The 18,174-nt window shown below is 41.2% G+C and carries 18 protein-coding genes; 9 read left to right on the top strand and 9 right to left on the bottom strand.

The window, feature by feature from the left end:
- Window positions 1–202 precede the first annotated feature (202 nt).
- Both ACK4HU_RS19585 and metK read left to right on the top strand, forming a co-directional pair.
- A complete protein-coding gene (locus tag ACK4HU_RS19585; RefSeq protein WP_409809421.1) occupies window positions 203–784 on the top strand; it encodes a bifunctional precorrin-2 dehydrogenase/sirohydrochlorin ferrochelatase in 582 nt (193 codons plus the stop codon).
- Window positions 785–1,465: 681 nt separating this feature from the next.
- Window positions 1,466–2,719, top strand: coding sequence for a methionine adenosyltransferase (metK, locus tag ACK4HU_RS19580; protein ID WP_409809420.1), 1,254 nt, complete (start codon window positions 1,466–1,468; stop codon window positions 2,717–2,719).
- 95 nt (window positions 2,720–2,814) lie between these two features.
- Here the strand turns inward: metK and ACK4HU_RS19575 are convergent, their stop codons facing one another.
- From ACK4HU_RS19575 to ACK4HU_RS19560, 4 genes are all read right to left on the bottom strand, one after another.
- Window positions 2,815–3,756 carry a TIM barrel protein gene (locus ACK4HU_RS19575; protein WP_409809419.1) on the bottom strand — a complete coding sequence of 314 codons (942 nt, stop codon included), beginning with the start codon at window positions 3,754–3,756 and terminating at the stop codon, window positions 2,815–2,817.
- Window positions 3,757–3,936: 180 nt separating this feature from the next.
- Window positions 3,937–5,451 carry a Gfo/Idh/MocA family protein gene (locus tag ACK4HU_RS19570; protein ID WP_409809418.1) on the bottom strand — a complete coding sequence of 505 codons (1,515 nt, stop codon included), beginning with the start codon at window positions 5,449–5,451 and terminating at the stop codon, window positions 3,937–3,939.
- Between the two features lie 581 nt (window positions 5,452–6,032).
- Entirely contained in the window at window positions 6,033–7,541 is a 1,509-nt protein-coding gene (locus ACK4HU_RS19565) for a flotillin family protein (RefSeq protein ID WP_409809417.1), read from the bottom strand.
- A gap of 13 nt (window positions 7,542–7,554) precedes the next feature.
- Window positions 7,555–8,121 (bottom strand): serine protease, encoded by a 567-nt coding sequence (locus ACK4HU_RS19560; protein ID WP_409809416.1) that lies wholly within the window; start codon window positions 8,119–8,121, stop codon window positions 7,555–7,557.
- Between the two features lie 414 nt (window positions 8,122–8,535).
- On the opposite strand from ACK4HU_RS19560, the gene ACK4HU_RS19555 reads away from it, so the two are divergent.
- From ACK4HU_RS19555 to ACK4HU_RS19545, 3 genes are read left to right on the top strand one after another with little or no spacing between them, the layout of a single operon-like run.
- Window positions 8,536–8,868 (top strand): hypothetical protein, encoded by a 333-nt coding sequence (locus ACK4HU_RS19555; RefSeq protein WP_409809415.1) that lies wholly within the window; start codon window positions 8,536–8,538, stop codon window positions 8,866–8,868.
- Window positions 8,865–9,656, top strand: coding sequence for a hypothetical protein (locus tag ACK4HU_RS19550; RefSeq protein ID WP_409809414.1), 792 nt, complete (start codon window positions 8,865–8,867; stop codon window positions 9,654–9,656). Before ACK4HU_RS19555 ends, ACK4HU_RS19550 begins: the two co-directional genes overlap by 4 nt.
- Window positions 9,657–9,661: 5 nt before the next feature.
- On the top strand, window positions 9,662–9,937 hold the full coding sequence (locus tag ACK4HU_RS19545; RefSeq protein ID WP_409809413.1) for a hypothetical protein: 276 nt from the start codon (window positions 9,662–9,664) through the stop codon (window positions 9,935–9,937).
- A gap of 348 nt (window positions 9,938–10,285) precedes the next feature.
- Here ACK4HU_RS19545 and ACK4HU_RS19540 read toward each other — a convergent pair whose 3' ends face one another.
- Window positions 10,286–10,483, bottom strand: coding sequence for a hypothetical protein (locus ACK4HU_RS19540; protein ID WP_409809412.1), 198 nt, complete (start codon window positions 10,481–10,483; stop codon window positions 10,286–10,288).
- Between the two features lie 205 nt (window positions 10,484–10,688).
- On the opposite strand from ACK4HU_RS19540, the gene ACK4HU_RS19535 reads away from it, so the two are divergent.
- Both ACK4HU_RS19535 and ACK4HU_RS19530 read left to right on the top strand, forming a co-directional pair.
- A complete protein-coding gene (locus ACK4HU_RS19535; protein WP_409809411.1) occupies window positions 10,689–11,585 on the top strand; it encodes a hypothetical protein in 897 nt (298 codons plus the stop codon).
- A gap of 16 nt (window positions 11,586–11,601) precedes the next feature.
- Window positions 11,602–11,937 carry a hypothetical protein gene (locus ACK4HU_RS19530; RefSeq protein WP_409809410.1) on the top strand — a complete coding sequence of 112 codons (336 nt, stop codon included), beginning with the start codon at window positions 11,602–11,604 and terminating at the stop codon, window positions 11,935–11,937.
- Window positions 11,938–12,023: 86 nt separating this feature from the next.
- Here the strand turns inward: ACK4HU_RS19530 and ACK4HU_RS19525 are convergent, their stop codons facing one another.
- Window positions 12,024–14,945 (bottom strand): alpha/beta hydrolase family protein, encoded by a 2,922-nt coding sequence (locus ACK4HU_RS19525; protein WP_409809409.1) that lies wholly within the window; start codon window positions 14,943–14,945, stop codon window positions 12,024–12,026.
- Window positions 14,946–15,062: 117 nt separating this feature from the next.
- On the opposite strand from ACK4HU_RS19525, the gene ACK4HU_RS19520 reads away from it, so the two are divergent.
- A complete protein-coding gene (locus ACK4HU_RS19520; RefSeq protein ID WP_409809408.1) occupies window positions 15,063–15,494 on the top strand; it encodes a hypothetical protein in 432 nt (143 codons plus the stop codon).
- A 265-nt stretch (window positions 15,495–15,759) separates the two neighbouring features.
- Window positions 15,760–16,863 carry a Fic family protein gene (locus ACK4HU_RS19515; RefSeq protein ID WP_409809407.1) on the top strand — a complete coding sequence of 368 codons (1,104 nt, stop codon included), beginning with the start codon at window positions 15,760–15,762 and terminating at the stop codon, window positions 16,861–16,863.
- A gap of 294 nt (window positions 16,864–17,157) precedes the next feature.
- On the opposite strand, the gene ACK4HU_RS19510 is transcribed toward ACK4HU_RS19515, so the two are convergent.
- The 3 genes from ACK4HU_RS19510 to ACK4HU_RS19500 form a co-directional block, all read right to left on the bottom strand.
- Entirely contained in the window at window positions 17,158–17,556 is a 399-nt protein-coding gene (locus ACK4HU_RS19510; RefSeq protein WP_409809406.1) for a type II toxin-antitoxin system HicB family antitoxin, read from the bottom strand.
- Window positions 17,557–17,573: 17 nt separating this feature from the next.
- Window positions 17,574–17,735, bottom strand: coding sequence for a type II toxin-antitoxin system HicA family toxin (locus ACK4HU_RS19505; RefSeq protein WP_409809446.1), 162 nt, complete (start codon window positions 17,733–17,735; stop codon window positions 17,574–17,576).
- Between the two features lie 183 nt (window positions 17,736–17,918).
- Window positions 17,919–18,140 (bottom strand): hypothetical protein, encoded by a 222-nt coding sequence (locus ACK4HU_RS19500; protein WP_409809405.1) that lies wholly within the window; start codon window positions 18,138–18,140, stop codon window positions 17,919–17,921.
- Window positions 18,141–18,174: the final 34 nt, after the last annotated feature.

Genomic DNA, 18,174 nt, shown 5'->3' with positions numbered 1-18,174 from the left:
ACATATCGAATGATTATTTGGTTTTTCAACAATTTACCAAATAATACATACTCTGTCATTGGTAGCGGAGTCGAAGCCATATGAAGCAATATTTTCAGATATCTGAAATCTGGTTAAACTATCCAACTTTACCACCTTCCAACCTTGAAACTTTAGATCTAACAGTCTTGAATCTTGCTTCTAACATCTTGCCTCTAAAAAAATGAACCATCTCTATCCCATTTTCCTAAAAGTTCACGAACTCAACGTCCTGTTGGTCGGTGGGGGATTTGTGGCTACGGAAAAGTTGGAGTTTTTACTTAAATCAAGCCCGGAAGCTCAAGTGACCGTTGTTTCCAAAGAATTCAGACCTGAGTTTTTGGAGATTGCTGAAAAAGCTCAGACGGTCACTTTGATCGAAGATGTGTACCACGAAAAGTATCTTGGAGGCAAGCATCTTGTGATCGGGGCAACTGATAATAAAGCTGTCAATCGCCAAATCCGTGATGAGGCAAAAGAGCGCTTTCTCTTAGTCAATATTGCAGATACGCCGGAATTGTGTGATTTCTACTTGGGTGGAATTGTCACCAAAGGCAACTTGAAAATTGCCATTTCCACTAATGGAAAGTCTCCAACTACGGCAAAGCGACTTCGGCAGCTTTTGGAAGAAGTACTTCCTGAAGAAATCGACGACCTTTTACTCAATCTCAATGCTTATCGGGAGACATTGAAAGGTGACTTTGAATTCAAAGTGAAGGCGATGAATGAGATTACGGAAGGTCTCGTAAGGAAGTCAGAAGTCTAAAATCAGAAGTCTGAAATGTGGACCTTTGAGGTTTTAAAAACCTCGAAGGTCTTGAATAAATCGTGTTGAGGCCACCATCCTTATGCTGCTTCTCCAGAAGCAGAATCGACAACAAAAATAACATCCGATGTGCTGCTTCTCCAGAAGCCGTACTTGCTTAAAAAGCCAAAAATCACATATTATATGCGGATTATGTGATTTTTTTCACGTTTTCGGCACGTAAAGTGTGATTTTGTAGAAAAAATGAATAAAAATTTAAATACTCAAAGACTGGCAAATGAATCCAGTTACTAATTTTAAACTTTCTAGGAGTATAAGAGTCAACATTCGCTCAATATCCACCATTCTTAACCAGGGAAAACGGTTTTAAACCTTTCAATAATCTTCAGTAGTCAAGAAGTTCTAGATAGATTAAAACATTAAGGAGTTTAGGATCATTAAGAACTAGGCTCAATCCTAAGCTGTGAAATTTTCACCAGAGATCACCTGCATTACTCTTAATTCCCTTAATGGTAAGTATGAAAAACATTAAAAACCATGGCTCTATGTCCTTTTGACACTTATTTCATTGGAGTTATTTTAAATGCGATTTCCCTGCCAGTCTTCCCTCATTAATTTTTTATTTCACCCAGTTCCCGTATTTTTGGGCACCATTCAAAAACGAATCAATTATTTAAGTTTATGGCATATTTATTCACCTCAGAGTCAGTGTCTGAGGGTCATCCTGACAAAATCTCTGACCAAATTTCCGATGCGCTGATTGACAACTTTTTAGCCTTCGACCCCAATTCCAAAGTAGCTTGTGAAACGCTAGTAACCACCGGACAAGTTTTCTTGGCTGGAGAGGTGAAATCGGAAGTCTATCTTGACGTCCAAAAAATCGCTCGTGATGTAATCAACCGAATTGGATACACCAAAAGTGAATACATGTTTGAGGGCAACTCCTGTGGAGTTATTTCTGCCATTCATGAGCAGTCGGCTGATATTAATCAGGGTGTTGAGCGTAAGAATCCTGAAGAGCAGGGTGCTGGCGATCAAGGAATGATGTTTGGTTATGCAACCAACGAAACTGATAACTACATGCCGCTTGCTTTGGATCTTTCTCACATGATATTGAAAGAACTGGCCGCACTTCGAAGAGAAAACAAGGATATCACGTATTTCAGACCTGATTCCAAGTCTCAGGTGACTATCGAATACAACGATGACAATGTCCCTCAGCGAATCGATGCGATCGTAGTGTCAACGCAGCACGATGACTTCGATGCGGAGGAAGCCATGCTTGCCAAAATCAAATCCGATATCATCAATATCCTCATTCCTCGAGTTAAGGCTCAATTGAAGCCTGAGCTTCAGAAGCTCTTCACCGACGAAATCACTTATCACATCAATCCAACCGGGAAATTTGTGATCGGTGGTCCTCATGGAGACACTGGTTTGACTGGTAGAAAAATCATCGTGGATACTTACGGTGGAAAAGGTGCACACGGTGGAGGAGCTTTTTCCGGAAAAGATCCATCTAAAGTCGATCGTTCCGCAGCTTATGCTACGCGTCACATCGCCAAAAACATGGTAGCAGCTGGTGTTGCTGACGAAATTCTGGTTCAGGTTTCCTATGCAATTGGCGTAGCAAAGCCAATGGCAATTTACATCAATACCTATGGCACTGCGAAAGTAGGATTGAGTGATGGTGAAATCGCGAGAAAGGTCGAATCCATCTTTGATATGCGTCCATATGCGATAGAGCAGCGACTGAAGTTGAGAAATCCGATCTATGAGGAAACTGCAGCTTACGGTCACATGGGAAGAAAAAATGAAGTGGTTAAAAAGACCTTTACTTCACCTTATCGTGAATCAATCGTCAAAGAAGTGGAGCTTTTTACCTGGGAAAAGTTGGATTTCGTAGATCAGGTAAAAGAAGCTTTCGGGATTTAAAATCCAAAACCTTACACATACAAAAGCCCCCAAAAAGCATCAAACTTCTTGGGGGCTATTTTTTGGTGAAAATAATTTGATCTCAAGCTTCCGAATCAAGCATTTGTAAGAGTTCTTCGAATCATATCCAGGTTGACGCGAATTTCTTCGATACTTTCCCATTCCCGACCTTGCGCTCCATGTTCGATACCCACATAACCATTGAATTTGTGGCCGACTACTATTTTCATCATTCGCTCATAGTCTAGTGGATGCTCTTTGCCAAAATCATCCCAAACCTTTGGCTTCAAACTGACTCCTTTTGCTTTAGGCATCAATTCATCCACACCACGGTAGGAATCATAGCTGAATATTTTGTCACCTTCTTTGTGCAATTGGAAATTTCCAAAATCAGGAAGTGTGCCTGCTCTTCGATGTCCAGTTTCTTTGATGAGCTCTGCCAGCCATTTTCCGTTGCTGGAAAATCCCCCATGGTTTTCTACAATCACATCGATGTCAAAATCATTGGCGAATTGACAGATTCTTCTCAGAGTAGAGCTGCACACATCGATTGCTTTTTTTTCCTCCTTGGGATCAGTGCTGTAGGGAACAGCAGTATAGGCGTTTACTCGGATGGCATGACAGCCCAGAAACTTGGCTGCTTCCACCCATTTTTTATGTTTTTCCACAGTTTCGGCTCGCTCTGCTGAGGTTGCTGCTCCCAATTGCCCTTCCCCATCGATCATAATCAAAACCGAGGTAACGCCTTCACCATCTGCTCTTGTTTTCATTTCCTGAAGGTAGGCTTTGTCTTGTGCCTTATCTTTGAAAAACTGATTCACATACTCCACGGCATCAATACCGTGTTTTTTTGCTTCAATGGCAAAATCCAAATGGTCCATTTTTCCTGCAAAGAGCGGTTTATTTAGTGACCACTCTGCCAGTGAAATTTTAAATAATTCTGCTTTTTTCATGTCAAATGAAAACTGAGGGAGCCCGAGTCCTACTGCCGCTGTAGCAAGGCCGGCCGATTTGATAAAGTTTCTTCTGTTTGTCATGGGTAAATTGGTTATAGGTTATTGGTTATTTGTAAAAATGGTTTTTTGGTCGATTTTATTCTTTAAACTTTAAGAGGGTTGAGTCCTCCTAGTCCTGTAAATTCTGAATCATTTTTCTGTCCACTGTAAACTGCGACTGCCTACTTCTTTTTAGATTTTTCACGTTAGCCTTCATACTTGTTATATCTCCCACCCACTTCGATATTCTCGGGTCAGGAACTTATTCACTGCTTCATCATTGGTTATTTTAATCAAATTTGGATCAAAATCAATTCGTTTGTTCGCTCGAAGCGCAACCGCGCCGAGATTGATGGTATCTGTTATTGTCTGGGCTCGGATAAAACTGCCCGATGTTTGCCTTCCTTCGAGCATCGCATCTACCCACTGGTCGGTATTGCGTTCCACTTCTCGAGAGTTGATCTTTTCAGATTCTGGGCGAATTGCCATTTTGCTTTCCGGTAAAAGGACCGGGTTTTCTCCTCTGAATCCTCCAATAATTTTCCCCTTTGTGCCGACTAGAAGTAATCCTTCTTCAGGAGTGTCCTTTCCGTCCATATCTAATTCTTCACAGGCAAAAGGCTTCATTCCACCGTCGTACCAGAATAATTCGAAGGCAGGCAATTTTTCCTGCTCAGGAAATTTCCATTTGATGGTGCAACTAGCAGGAAAGGCAACTTCATTTTTTACCCATTGATAGACCTGATCAATTTCTTCTCGAGAAGTGGTTCCGAAAGCTCTTGCAGAAATAGGAGATCTATTAATGCCTAATGTTTCAAATAACGGAAACAAACTGTAATGACCCATATCCGCCACAGATCCACCTCCGAATTCATACCAGCCACGGAAGACATTGTGAGTGTAATTCTTATGGTATGGCATGTCTGGAACAGGTCCAAGCCAAAGATCCCAATTGAATCCTGCTGGAACTTGCTGGATTTCGGTAGGTCGCTTGGTCCATTGTTGCCAAGCCGGGCGATAGGACCAATTGTGGATTTCTTGCAGATCGCCAATCAGCCCTTCATCCATCCAAGCTTTGATTTGACGGTATTCGGGCCGATCGGACCATGCCAAAAGATGGGTAATCATTCCGGATTCTTTAGCTTTTTCGATGACTTTTCGTCCTTCAATCAGTCGATTGGAAATTGGTTTGTGAGTTACTACATGCATGTTGCGATTCATTGCTGCCAAAGCAATTGAAGCATGGGTATGATCCGGCGTCATGATTTTGACTGCGTCGATTCCTTTTTCTTTTGCAAAAAGCTCTCGATAATCCTCGTAACTCTCACAGCCCTTGTACTTGCCGGAAGGTTTATTCTTGGCGTAGTATTTTTCAACGTATTCCTGTCCGACATCTCGACCTCCCGGAATTCCCGGTTTGCCTTCCCACCATGTCGGATCATCTAATACTTTGCGGATATCATTTCGGATTCCATGAGCTGACCAATCGATATAGTCAGTCGATAATTTATTGGAATCGCAAACTGCGACTATGCGGACTTTCGGATTTTGAAGTAAACTACCCATCTCTCTTAGCCCCTGAGTTCCGCATCCGATATTTGCGACAACAAGCTGATCGGATGGAGGAATGTGGCCCGTTCCTGCGATAACATGAGATGGAACGATAGTGATAGAAGCGGCAATGGTAGCCGCCGAACCAAGAAATTCTCTTCGGTTGATTTTGGGTGATGGATCCATGAAAAGCTGTTGGCCTTGAAAGTCAATAATTTACGAAAGGAATGAGTATTTCAAAAGAAAATTTTTCCAATGGGTAATTTCCAAGAATTTTCAAGACTGGTTTTGAATTCAGGTTAGGCTTTGCTTTTTCTTCGTTCTTTTGGCTTGACCCAAAAGAACCAATAGGTCAATATTTGCCAAAGCTCCCACCCTGCCTACCGGAAGGCAGGCGCACAAGGGCAAACGCTGGCTCGCTGGCAAATCCTCATTATGCGCCCTACCGATCAATATTTTGTATACCCAAATTAAATTCAAACCTCGATTAACAAGTTTTTTGGCTTTCAGCTTAAAAAAATCATTTCATTTTTGTGTGTTTATTAAATATTTCAGACTAAATGTGACATTTGGTAATAAAGAGACAGCCTTATTTGCTTCACACATCCATGCAATTTTGACACTTTAATAAAGGAACCATAGATAATCTTGGAGACCGCTTAATTGTGGTTTCACTCATCGGACATCGGTCATCGGACATCGGACTTCCGATCCAGATCCCAAGGTACATTTGTCAACTCGAGGAATGCCTGATAATTCAAATAGCGTTATTCTTTCTCCTTCTCCGGTTTTTCAGGCGATTCTTTTTTCTCATCGTCCCCTTTGAGATAAGTCGGGAGATTGAGCCCTGCCATATTAAAGAGATCATTTAATGGCGGAACTGTTTTCATCATTCCGGAGACAAAATTGGCAGTTGAGTTATTTCCGTTTTCGCCCTGACCGGAATCCCAAACCGTGATTTTATCAATTTTGATATTCTTGACAGCTTCCACTTGAGTTCTTACCAATTCAGGCAGCTTTTCAATCAGCAAAAGTTGGAAGGCTTTGGTTGGATCTCCACCCGCAGCGGCAACGACATCCCGATATCCTTCAGCTTGTTTTGTCAAAATCTCAAAAAGACCTTTTGCTTCCGCTTCCATTTTGGCAAAAATCGCATCGGCTTCACCTTTGGCCTGTTCTCTGATGCGTTCTGCTTCGGCTTGTGCTTCAATGATCGCACGCTGCTTGGCGATTTCGGCGGGGATTACAATGTTTGCGTTTTGGGTAGATCGCTCTCGCTCAGCACGTGCAGTTTCAGCTTTTTGCTCGGCCAGATAGGCCTCCTCTAAAGCCTTAGCCGCCTGAACTTTTTCAGAGGCAAGGGCAATTCGTAAGGCTTCCGCTTCTTTTTCCCTTCTTAATGCATCGGACTGGGCGATAGAGATTTTAGCTTCGTTTTCACCTTTGATTGCGATCGCATTTGCTTCAGAAGTTTTGACTCGGGTGTCTCGTTGAGCTTCAGCTTTCCCGATACTTTCATCCTTTTGGGCTTCGGCAATGCTTACTTCCCGATCTTTTAGCGTCACAGCGATCTTTACATCGCGATCCCGTTGGGTGTCGGCGATTTGCACATCTTTTTCCCGATCAGCTAAAGCCTTACCTGTTTCACCGATTTTTTCTTGCTCAGCAACTGAGATCTTCGCTTCGTTGATTGCTTTTGCGGCAGCTTCTTTACCCAAAGCTTCAATATAGCCGGACTCGTCCTTGATATCAGTTACGTTAACGTTGATCAGTTTCAAACCGATTTTCTTGAGTTCGGAATCAACGTTTTTTGAGATATTATCCAAAAACTTATCCCGGTCGGAATTGATCTCTTCAATTGTCATGGTCGCAATCACTAATCGAAGCTGTCCAAACAAAATGTCTTTTGCCAATTCCTGAATTTGCTCATGTGCTAAACCCAAAAGACGTTCAGCAGCAGTATTCATGGTGTCTGAATCTGTAGAAATAGCAATCGTAAATCGACAAGGTACATCCACACGAATGTTTTGACGGGAAAGCGCATTGGTCAGATTGGCCTCAATGGAAATTGGCTTCAGATCCAGGTAAGCATAGTCCTGAATGACGGGCCAAATGAACGCCCCTCCACCGTGGATACACTTGGCGGAGGTGCCGCCGGTCTTACCATAGACGACGAGGATTTTGTCCGAAGGACAGCGCTTGTAGCGAGAAACTAAGGCGATGATGGTGACGAAGACGACAAAAGCTCCTGCTAGTATTAAAATTAAAGGATCCATAAAAAGGGTTGATTTAGAGTTTTTCTACGATTAAAAGATTGCTGCCTTCGACTCCTACCACTTTGATGGCAGCTCCGGTTTCGATTCGATCACCGAGAGAGATTGCGCTAAGTTCTTTTTGGGAACCCTTGACGCTGATGGCTATTTTACCGACACCTTGCTTGTGTTCAGGGATTGAGAGGTAAACTGTTCCGGTTTTTTGAATGGCATGCTCCAGTTGGAAGGTATTGTCTTCTGCGAGTTTTTGGATTTGCTTGATGATGAAAAAGAAAACCCAGACGAACCCAATTCCGACTAGTGTTGAGATGATGATTAATATGAAGTAGTTCGATATTGAGTCATAAAATGTGATTCCTGTCCAGCTGAATCCTAGCAGAAAATTGATGAGGTTTCGGAGTGTAAAGAGTTGCATCGGAGCATCTACACCTTCCAGGTTTCCATCAAAGTCGGCATTGATTCCTGAAGTGGAATCTGAACCGATAAAGGTCATGATGGTTTGGAGCAAGAAAATGAAAGAAGTTGGTAGCGCGATGTACCAAAGTGCTCGGAGGGAAGGTTCCATTTCGGCTAAAAATTCCATAATGATAGCTGGTTAAAGGATGATAATTTCTGCCTATAATTATATCTTTAATTTTTAAGAATTGCAAAAACAGAGGCAAGTGGTTTGAAAAAAAATATAGAATTGTCACTAATAAAAAGACAAATCAATATAGAATGTCACTGTAATATTATGAGGTATAAGCGGCGGGGGATTTTTTGTACTAAGATTTAAAAAAATGATTCATGTCAAATGAATTTATAGGCTGTATGTGTTAGTTTATCCTTACCTCATCTTGACCTTATAAAAATCAAAATTCGAATTTTATAACTAGGCCTTGTATGAACCCACGGAACAAAAGAAATTGTTTCCGTCAATATGTGTCAAAAGCCTTATTAATGACGGAAATTAGAATAACTTCATGTGGGATTTAAATCAAACAAAAACTTACTAATCATGTGGATAGCATCAACCTCAGGCTTTTTTTCAATTGTACAACATCATGATCTTCCAGACTTGGTTTTGGTGAGGTCCCGGGTAAAAATAGACCTCGAAAATCTCTTTGCTCCAGACAGGATCATACATACGCCTGAAGGAGATTACCATTGGAGGGTTTTGGCTACGAAAAAGGAGGCAGGTGAACTTTTTCTTGACAGCCTTATGAATATCAATTATTCAAACTTTAAAAATCAAGTTGCTCAAATCCCGGAACAGCGTGATAAGCTCGATGCTTATCATGAAATCTGGCGGGTAATGTGGGACTATTCAACTAAACAACAGAAAAAATGAAAATCACTTTTGTAATCGGAGCAGCAGGATCAGGCAAAACCAGTTTTATTCGAAATAAATACCCTAAGTCAGAGAAATTGTCTGTATTTGATTTAGCCCGAACATCCTGGGATTTATTTCAGGATTACCAGGCGCTTGAAGATGACCGATCAGTGGATGTGTACAATAAATGTTCTGAAGAGGGATTTTTTGCCATGATGGACGGAAAAGATCTTGTCGTGGAATATTGTGCCGAAGGACATGATGATGAGTTGTTTTCCGTGATCAACCAGGCAAAAAAAGCAGGTATCCGCGCTGAAGTGATTTGCCTAACCGTGGACGCAGATGTCGCTTGGGAGCGGGTACAAAAAGCTGATTCGACTTACTATTCTTCCAGCCAAATTAAGGAAGATACCCTGGAGGTGTTGTCGGCTGTGATCGAAGATTATGTGTTCAACCAGGATTTCGAAAAAATCTGTGAAGTGGGTTCCGATGGAGGGAGTGTCAGTTTTTTCAGGTGTAAAAAACTAGGGAAGGAAGTGTTCTTCTTCTCTACCGATGAGTCGGCCTTATTTGATTTTGCTCCGGGTTTTGAATTTGAGAAAATGCCCGGAGTAGCATACGTTGACGAGTTTACCAATTTCCGGGATGCCTTCGAGGCACTGCTGGAAAAGTACCCCATTTTCAGATTATATCCTTTGGAGGTCAATCCGAAGTATAAAAGAGAATTTAAAGAAGCTTACAACAATTTTCTGGGGCTCAATAAAGATGAGATGAAGGATGAAAGGTGGAATCAATTTTTAAATTAAGAGGCATGGAAAACTATAAAAATGCGATCAGGGAAGTATGTGTTACCCTATCCAAATCAAGAAATGAAATTATCACTTCCATGATAAATGTGGCAATGAACGGTGAATATCAAGAACTTGATGAGGTTTTTTCAAATGGAGATATGTTTAGTTTTGAGCTAAGCCATTTCGCTGACTGCAAAGATGAAAACCTAAAACTACTCCATGAACTGATCCAAAAATTGGAAAGTACTTATGACAGCATATTGAATCTTAATAGTTTAGATTCCAATGATTTATAATCTGAATTAGTGAAAAAAAAACCCGATGAATCAAAACCGGGGAATTTTTCATCCTTCTGATTTCATCCTTCTCACTTTCTAGAAAGCTCTTTCCTCCAAATGCTCACCCAATTTCAACCTTGGAACTCCTTTGCTCATCCAATTAGGAGCTGGCAGACCTTTCAAGTGGTGATCGAAGAACTCCATCATCCGGACACTGTAGTCTTTGCGGTTTTCGAGTTTGCTCGGTCAGTTTTACATCTCGTGCTTTGAGAGATTTTTTAAAGAATGACAAAATTCAATGAATTTTTGGCTCTAATCTTTGATTTCTTAAATGTATTTATTAGGTTAAACTCATAATTAAATCTTTTACCTAATCTCTTTTTTATGAAAAACAAAATACCCCCCCCCCAACAGCAAAAACCTGTTAAGATTTCTATTTTCTAGATCTTTTGGTTTACTATTTAGTTTTTGTTTAGTTATTTCTTCTTGTGTAGAAGAACCCAAACTATCAAGTGGATTATCAGAATTGCCAAAAGAAAAAATCCTAAGGACTTTTACGTCCATTCAAAAAGATGATTTTTTAAGGAAGTACCAAAATGAAATTAGCGTTCCATCAATTGGAAATCGAGAACAAGAAGGCAAACCTGATTTTCTGGAAAGAGCCAATTGGGCGAAAGCCTACAAACATGAAGATCAGGTCAATGATGAGATAACCTATACGATTCCCCTAATTTCATCTGGCTCGGAAGAATTTGGAAATCTGGTTATTGTGAAAAATGCCAGCACCACGAATTCTTATGTACTCAATTATATTCCTGAGAAAAAATGGTTAGACACCAAAAAAAGAAGGCAAGGCTTTGGGAATTTTTCAGGAATTATCCAAATGATCGACTTAGATGGTGAAGTGTTTAGTGAAGCACAATACGATAATGGAAAAATAGTATCAAATGAAGGAATTAATGCTAGAATTGCAGGATGTAGAACAGAAAGGGTAGTTACAGGATATACAACAGTTTGCTTTGAAAACCAATGTATTATATCAGAGGTTAGATTTGCAGATGTAGAAATCTGTGAAAGCACTTCACCAAGTGAAAGCGGAGATGATGATTCTGGAGGTGATTCATTTGGAGGTTCTGGAGGAAATTATACCAACCCGAGGGATTTGGGAAAACCGGGTCCTTTGGATCCTGAAGATGTTTCGTATTGGCTCAAACCTTTAATTGAAGGGCAAGATTTAAATAATCCTCAGGATGGTATGAAAGCCATTGCTCCAGATGGTACAATTTACACCTATGATGCTGATATCAATGGTTGGTTGATGCCGGATGTAACAGTAATGGAAGAAAATGGATTCATCCCCCAATATTTTTTTAGTTCCTCAGTTGACTTCGATGGAGGAATTATTTCAACAATGATTATTGTTGCCGTCGCTGAACCCACTCCAATAGGTGAAATAGTTGTAGGAGGAGTATTATTTTCTTTATGGATTTATAATGTTTATGATTTAATGACTACTAACTGGGATCAAGCCAATTATGATCATTGTCAAAGGCTTTACAATCAGTGTGTGGTTCAATATGCCAATAAAAATATGCCCTGTTCTTCCTGTCTTCAATATTGTAGAGTACAGAAAGAATGGGACTTCATAAATTGTTCTCTGAGATAAAAATAAATAAGGTATTATGATAGGTTTTGAATTAAAGAGCAGTAAAGAGAATTTAGTCGCTGGATTGCAAGAAGGTGTCACTTCTATAATATTCACTCGAGTAAAATCGGAAAATCAAGATTTCCTTGATCTGTCTTTTTCAGGATTAAATATTGAAAAGCAAGAAAACTACCAGTGGCTTTCTCGTCAATTAGAGGTAGGGGAAGAATTTGTTTTGAAAGTAGTAAAAATAGAAGAATCTAGTAATCCTGAAAAAACAGGTTACTATCCCATTGAAAAAGCTCTCCTTGAAGATAAATTGAAAAGATACCAAAATTTAAAAAAGGAACTTGAAGATGCTGGACTGATCTAAACCAAAAAATCCCCTGGTGAAATTCATCAGGGGATTTTAGTTACTTAGGTCAAAATTTAGATTGTCTCAAATCCGAAATCCGAAATTCAAAAAGCTCTTTCTTCCAAGTGCTCTCCCAGCTTCAATCTTGGGACACCTTTACTCATCCACTCCGGAGCAGGTTCACCTTTCAAGTGGTGATCAAAGAATTCCATCATTCGTACGCTGTAATCCTTGCGGTTTTCGAGTTTGCCGAGTCCGTGATTTTCACCAATATACTGAACCATAATAACTGGTTTTTTCAGCCTTCTCAATGCATTGTAATATTCCACGCCCTGAGTGAAGTCCACTGCGCCGTCTTTGTCATTGTGAAGCATCAATAGGGGAGTCAGTACATTTTTTACATGATAGATTGGGCTGTTTCGCTCGTAGGCATCCCAATTATCCCAAGGTCCGCCCAAGAATCTACCTTGAGAAGCTTCGAAGATTGACATGTTTCCTCCACCGGAATTCCAGTAGATCAAGTCATACATCGAAATCATATTAGTCAACGGTGCTCCAGCTGCCGCAGCTTTGAATCTGTTAGTCTGAGTAATCAGGAAGGATGTTTGGTATCCACCCCAACTGTGGCCGTGAAGTCCCATTTTGCTTTCGTCGATGACACCTGTTTTGATGGCAGCGTCCACGGCAGGAAGCACCGCCCAAACGGCAGACATTCCAGGATCATCCATTTTGTAAACAATATCCGGGATCAATACTGCGTAGCCATTACTGGTGTACATGCTTGGACTCCAGCCTGTTCCGCTATAGCTTGGATTAGACCAGTTGTGGAGAGTTTGAGATAGCTTTTCGTAATAATAGACAACGGTTGGATATTTTTGGCCTTCTACATAACCGGCTGGTAGGAAGAGCGCAGCCTGAAGCGAATCGCCTTTTGTGGTCACATAATCCACCAATTTCACCCCTTTAGACCAAGCAAATTTGCCGGCATCAGGTGCATTTTCGGTGACTTTCTTACCATTCGCAAGCGTGGCATCTGTCAGATAAATTTGGGTTGGTTCGTTGAATTTCTCCTTGGAGTAAGTGAACACGCCTGACTTTTTAGCTTTAGCGATTCCTCCGATATTAGCATCCTCCCAAATAAGCATCTTTGGTCCTGCTGCCAATCCGGCTTTCGCAGGAGAAAGGGTAGCAACACCGCTTTTCTTGGTCGATTCTCCATAGGTTCTGACATAAACAGTTTTGCTTAAGTCGATTCCCTTTTCCTCTGGATCAAGTGTGAAGCGGTATTGGTAGCGGATTTTATCTTTTTTTCCGTTTTGTGTGAGGTTGATTGCATTTTCCTTAGCTGACATTGGAATCTGCCAGATATCCCAGCCGTCGCGTACCAAGACATATTTGCTGTCGCTGCTCCAGCCCAAAGGATTTTGAAGTGGATCTTTCACATTGTGATCATCCTCTGTATTGATCACTGAAACAGGAAGCTTCTCGGTGATATTGGAGTGGGTTTTTGCCAAGATATCGTAGACATAGAAATGCCCATCTTTACCATAAAGCAGCTTTTTGCCATCTGTCGAGGGTCGTGGCATCGAAGCGTAAGAAGGGAGGTAGAAGTTCTCGAAAAGCGGAGTTTTTACACCGGTTTTTAAATCCACCAAAAAGTAATCCTGATAGTTTTGGCCATTCAAATTGATGTCGAGCTCATAGCTTTGCTGATCAGATCCCAGAGCAAAGTGCTGATAGGGTAAAATATTCAGATCCTTCATGGTACTGTCTTGCAGTGCGATGTGCTTCTTGCTAGTAACATCATACATGGCCCAAAAGCTGTAGTTTTTGTCCATATTCTCCAAGACTTGCTGACGGGACTGCAAGCGATCATCTTGCCAATGCCAGATAGTCATTTCAGGCTTTTTGGCATCATTGGACTTTTTGCCATTTACTTTTCCAGTATCCAATTTCGCGATCGCTTTCTGCAGATCAGCAATGGACTTGATGGTGGTATCTGCCATGATTTTGGCAATTTTCAGTGACTCAGTTGTAGCCAGAGAATCTTTGTTCTCCTCCTTTTTGGGAGTTTCCTTTTCAGCCAAAACCAAAGGGTGAATTCCGTAAAAAAGTCTGGTCAAATCCTCGGACCACATCGGACGACGGTTTTGACTGATGGTGTATTTCTGATCAAATCCTGTGGAATCTTTTGCAGGTTCGTAAAGGGTAACCTGAGGATTGGAGAGGTTTTTCACCCCAAGTAAAATGCCGAGATCCTGCTTGTACTTTTTATCCTTTTTCATCTTCAAGGCTGCAAATGCATCACCTTTTTCGGTCCAGTTGATGCTTTGGTAACCCGCTTCATCCGAGTCAAGGACTTGAATGGAGCTGTTGGAAAGAGTTAAAATATAAAGTCCATTTCCTTGTGAGTTGGCTGCATCGACGGAATATGCCAAGTGCGTCCCAGCTTTGTTTGCAGAGTGTTCACGGACATTACCGAGGTTTTGGGATTTGCCGGATTTGAGGTGGTAGATCAAGACATCAGAGCCTTTTGCTTCTCCATTTCCTTCTTTGGGCAAGTTGATTAATAGGTGCGACGAAGCGTCATTGTTGAAGCTGAATCCGCCAACTCCTTCAAATGTCTTTTTGTCATCCGTGCCGAGTTTGATCAGGTGGAGTTTTTCTTTGAGTGGCTTGCCTTTGGCTTTTTCATTAGACTCTTTCTCTTTGAACTTTGGATATTCCTTGAAAGCGATCCATTGGCTGTTTTCACTGAATTCAAATCCAGGAAACGTGGTATTTCCGATTGGAAAAGTTTTTTTGCTTTCCGGATCAGAAACTTTCTGAAGGATCAATTCGCCGTCAGCTTCGATTCCAATCAGGGCATAAGCCATCCACTGTCCGTCGGGGGAAAGTTTGAAGGCACTGTTGGGCATATATTTCCAGGTGGCGACGTCCTTCCAGGACATGGGTTTTATCTCCTGCGCTAGCGCAAAAGTTGCGGTCAGGCAAAGCAGCCAAACTAAGAGTAGGTATTTCTTCATGGAGTATAATTTAATGAAAGTTCGAATTTGAGTTGAATGGAAAAATTAAAAGCACATCTTCTTTATTGGGATTGAAAAATAACAGATTTTTTGCTGAGCAAATGAAAAAGTATTTCAGTGGCGAAATATAAATGCAATGATGTTGCTTTTCAAGAAGACGGGAAGTTTGAAATCTATGAAGCGGATCTTCCAGCTAATCAAAGTGCTTGGCATTTTCTCTTAAATAGCAATCCAAAAACAGTGAGAAAACTGAATCTGAATACTTCCTCTAACGATCACATGCCTTTTGTCTATGGGGATTTGTTGGTTTTCTCTTCAGATCGTGCAGGAGGATTTGGAGGATATGATCTGTACTATTCTCAGAAAACAGCCAACGGCTGGACTGAACCTGTCAACTTTGGACCCAAAATCAACTCAGAATTTGATGAATATCGCCCTGTTGTTTCTGACCATCCAGAGTTTGCCAATCGCCTGATGATCTTCTCGTCAAACCGTCCCGGAGGCTTGGGGGGCTTTGATTTGTATTTTGTGGGGATTGATAGGTTTTGAGAAGAGGTCTGTAAGAGCTAAATGGAGGTTATGTCCATGTATGTAGCTGGATTCACGAATCCACGTATATAATCAAATTGTTGTTGACAACTACTCTATGCTCCTTGTATGCAGCAGAAAAGGAACAAACACTTTTAAAATCTTAATCCGGTTTGAGAAATATCATTTGCGGGAAAAAAGCAATCTATTCACCGCACATTTTGCGAGATTTATTTCACGATGCGGTGAATATCCTATACATTTACCGTAAATTATGCGGTGAATAATGTATATCTATCAACATAGGAACTGGCCAAACTTCTCTTGGGATGCAAGTCAAATTGCTTCCCTATTGGCATCAGTCCGTCACAAGCAAGGTAAACTTACCGGTCGAATGATCAGCCTTGGTTTTGCGCTACAAGAAGAGGCCGTACTTCAGACGATTACCCAAGATGTTCTCAAGACAAGTGAAATTGAAGGTGAGTATTTAAATGCTGATCAGGTTCGATCTTCTATTGCCCGCAAATTGGGTATCGATATCGGTGGATCAATTCCTGCAGATCGCCATGTCGAAGGGGTGGTAGATATGCTCCTTGATGCCACACAGCATTTTGAAAAATCAATAGAAAGCGATCGCTTGTTTGGTTGGCATGCTGCGATGTTTCCTACGGGAAGAAGTGGCATGCACAAGATCACTGTCGGATCATGGCGAACTCCTGACACAGGCGCAATGCAAGTCGTCTCCGGTGCAATGGGCAAAGAACGGGTGCATTTTGAAGCCCCACCTTCAGAAGTCGTGGCTGAAGAAATGAAGGTCTTTTTCCAATGGTTCAACTCCAAAATTGACTTAGATCCGGTTCTGAAAGCAGCCATTGCTCACTTGTGGTTTGTCACCATTCATCCGTTTGATGATGGAAATGGGCGTATAGCAAGAGCTTTGACTGATTTGCAGTTAGCTCGATCCGATGAAAGCAAACAACGTTTTTATAGTATGTCGGCTCAGATTCAAAAAGAAAGGAAGCAGTACTACGAGATTTTGGAAAAAACGCAAAAAGGCGATCTTAATATCAGCAGCTGGATTCAGTGGTTCCTATCTTGTATGGAAAGAGCCCTTTTTCAAGCAGAAGAAACATTAAACAGCGTACTCAAGAAGGCCGCCTATTGGAATTTCTTAACTGCTAAATCCCTCAATGAACGTCAGAAACTAATGATGAACAAACTGTTGGATGGTTTTGACGGAAAGCTGAATACTTCCAAATGGGCTAAAATCACAAAAGTTTCCACCGACACGGCGCTACGGGATATTCAGAATCTTGAAGAGCAGGGAGTATTGGTGAAGCAGTCAGGCGGTGGAAGAAGCACAAGTTATGAATTGGTGGGGTTGGGTTGAAGTTTTTCAACCAATTGCATCCCGATAGCTATCGTGGATGGTTAGGATATGAGGGTTGGACAAGGTTTTAAGAAATCTTCCTTTTGGAAGATTTTAACCTTGGGCTGGCTTGTAGGGAAAACAAATTCCACCTAGCGTCTAATTGAACTTCAAAGGTGCTGAGAAGAAACTACAACTAGCTGGGGATTTGATTTATATTTTGTGGGGATTCCTGAGTTTTGATAAAAAAAAAGACCTATCAATTCGCCGAGGCGGATTGACAGGTCTAATGGGGTTGCGAGTTTCAGCCTATTCCTAGACCACTTTAAGGAGTTCGGAAGCGATCCGATGAAGTCCTTCTACGACTTTTCTTCGGTTTTCTGGACGAGGAACTACTCGGCCCGTGATGTAGTGTCCCAATTGACGCTCATTAATTCCCGAAGCTCGGGCGATTGCAGCTCTACTGACTTTGCCATCCATCGCTTTTAAAAGAGCTCGAGTATTGAGATTATAGTCAAAGGAATAATCAGAAAGAAATTGTGAAGGAATCTCTTCACCATCGTCCTTTATTCCGGTTAAGTGATGTTTTACTGCTTCTTCAAAGGAATTTTTAGCACCTTCTAAAGTCGCATGAGTAGCCACACAACCCGGTAAAAGGTCGCAAAAGGCACCGTAATTATTGTCCCACGTGATTGTAGCAGTGATAGTTTCCATTTATTAATTCATTTAAATCATTTCCAACCAGCTTGCTTCCAGATACTATTTAGCAGTTCTTGACTTAGCGTATCGCGTGGCTTACCATTTATTGTAACTCTTCCCTTTTTGGTTGGGTGCTTAAATTGTCGGTGACTCCCGTTCTGCTCTTTTAAAAACCAGCCATCTGCTTTTAGCAGAGATAATCCAATTTGTCTAACATTGGCTGAATCAACGTTTGTCTACTAAAAGTTCAAATCCTGGAGGCCAAAAACCTACGAAATCGTTGACCCAATCCAAAGTCAACAATAAAGACCAAAAGATTGACCCAAATTCCGATTACTATCAGGGCGGTGACTAGAGGCTAGTTTCTTTTCCATAAGCTATTCAATCGGCTCTTCTTTATTTTTTATTTTAACTCTTTCCGAACTTAAGAATATGAATGAGAAAAACAGATAAACCAGTCCTGCTACCCATTTATTGGTTTCCCAGAAACTAAATAGCCTAATCTCATCCTTAGAGGAAATGAAAAATATGACATATAGAGCATTAAGCCCATAGACGGTAGCAAAGGTCAAGAAAAGAAATCGGGTGAATTTGCGCATGACAGTTTAGAAAGTTAAAAATGTAGCAAGTTGA

This window comes from Algoriphagus sp., assembly GCF_046296635.1.
Lineage (GTDB): Bacteria > Bacteroidota > Bacteroidia > Cytophagales > Cyclobacteriaceae > Algoriphagus.
The sequence above is the reverse complement of the archived record's forward strand: the minus strand, read 5'-3'. Positions and strand labels throughout refer to the sequence as shown.